This is a genomic window from Methylobacterium trifolii (assembly GCF_022179685.1).
In the GTDB taxonomy this organism is placed as follows: Bacteria; Pseudomonadota; Alphaproteobacteria; order Rhizobiales; family Beijerinckiaceae; genus Methylobacterium; species Methylobacterium trifolii.
In genome coordinates, this window is sequence record NZ_BPRB01000280.1 from 1 (window position 1) to 1187 (window position 1187).

Here is a 1187-nt window from a genome sequence, read left to right on the forward strand (position 1 = left end):
CATCCTCGTCTTAAGCGCTTTTGCTAATCTGCCTGGGTCGCGTGAGCGATGCCCGGTCTTGGATGGCCATCCAGGACCGGGCGGCCGTCCGTCGGATCGACCTCATCGGATCCCTCCTGGGGATGAGGCTCAGCAGGATCGCGGACGGCCCCCTTCATCGGATCCGGATGGTTGCCTGAACAGCCAAGGTTCGAAGACGAGGCAGGATCGACGAAGATGACTGAGAATAGCACGATCATCGCCGGGATCGACACCGGCAAGGCCAAGCTCGACATCGCCCTTCGCCCCGGCGGCGAGACGCTACAGGTCGACAACACGCGCGCCGGCCATAGCGACCTTCTGGCCTTCCTGGCCCGGCATAAGGTCGCGACGGTCGGGATCGAGGCGTCCGGCGGCTACGAGCGGGCGGTCGTGGCGGCTCTGTGTGCGGGAGGGTTTCGCGTGGTCCTGCTTCAGCCCCGCCAAGTCCGGGCGTTCGCGCAGTACAAGTTGCGGCGCGCCAAGAACGACCGGCTCGATGCCGGCCTGATCGCTGACAGTGTCGCGGGCCTCGCCGCGCGTCAGGTGATGTTCGACCCCCATCTCGCTCAACTGGGCGAAGCTCTGCGCCGTATCGAGCAGATTGAAGCCGACATCGTGCGAGCAAAAACGCGGCGGGAGAGCTTCCACGATGCGCGACTGCGGAAGGCGCAGACCCGCGAGGTCGAGCGGCTACAGCGCCTGCTCAAGGCCGAGATGAAGCGGCTCGTGGCCGAAGTCGACGCCGCACCCGCACTGGCCGCCCGCCTGTCCCTGATCGAAAGCGTCGAGGGCATTGGCCGACGCACCGCGCTGACCCTTCTGATCGACATGCCGGAACTGGGGCAGCTCTCACGCGAACAGGCCGCCTGCCTGGCCGGCCTGGCGCCGTTCGATCACGACTCAGGCACGCACAAGGGTGTCCGCCGCATCGGTGGCGGGCGCGCCAGCGTGAGGCGCGCGCTCTACGCAGCGGCCCTGCCGGCCAGCTTCCGCTGGAACGCGGCGCTGTGCCAACTCTACCAACGTTTGGTCGCAGCCGGGAAGCCGCACAAGAAGGCCCTCACCGCCTGCGCCAGAAAGCTCCTCACCTACGCCAATGCCGTCCTTCAGCGCGGAACGCCATGGACCAACACAGAGCCCCTTCTTAATGGTTGCTGAGCCTGTCG

1 protein-coding gene is annotated in these 1187 nt (G+C 66.6%); it reads left to right on the top strand.

The annotated features are described in order from the left end of the window. Positions 1 to 216 precede the first annotated feature (216 nt). Positions 217 to 1179 (top strand): IS110 family RNA-guided transposase, encoded by a 963-nt coding sequence (locus COGEMETH_RS21910; protein ID WP_238184803.1) that lies wholly within the window; start codon positions 217 to 219, stop codon positions 1177 to 1179. Positions 1180 to 1187: the final 8 nt, after the last annotated feature.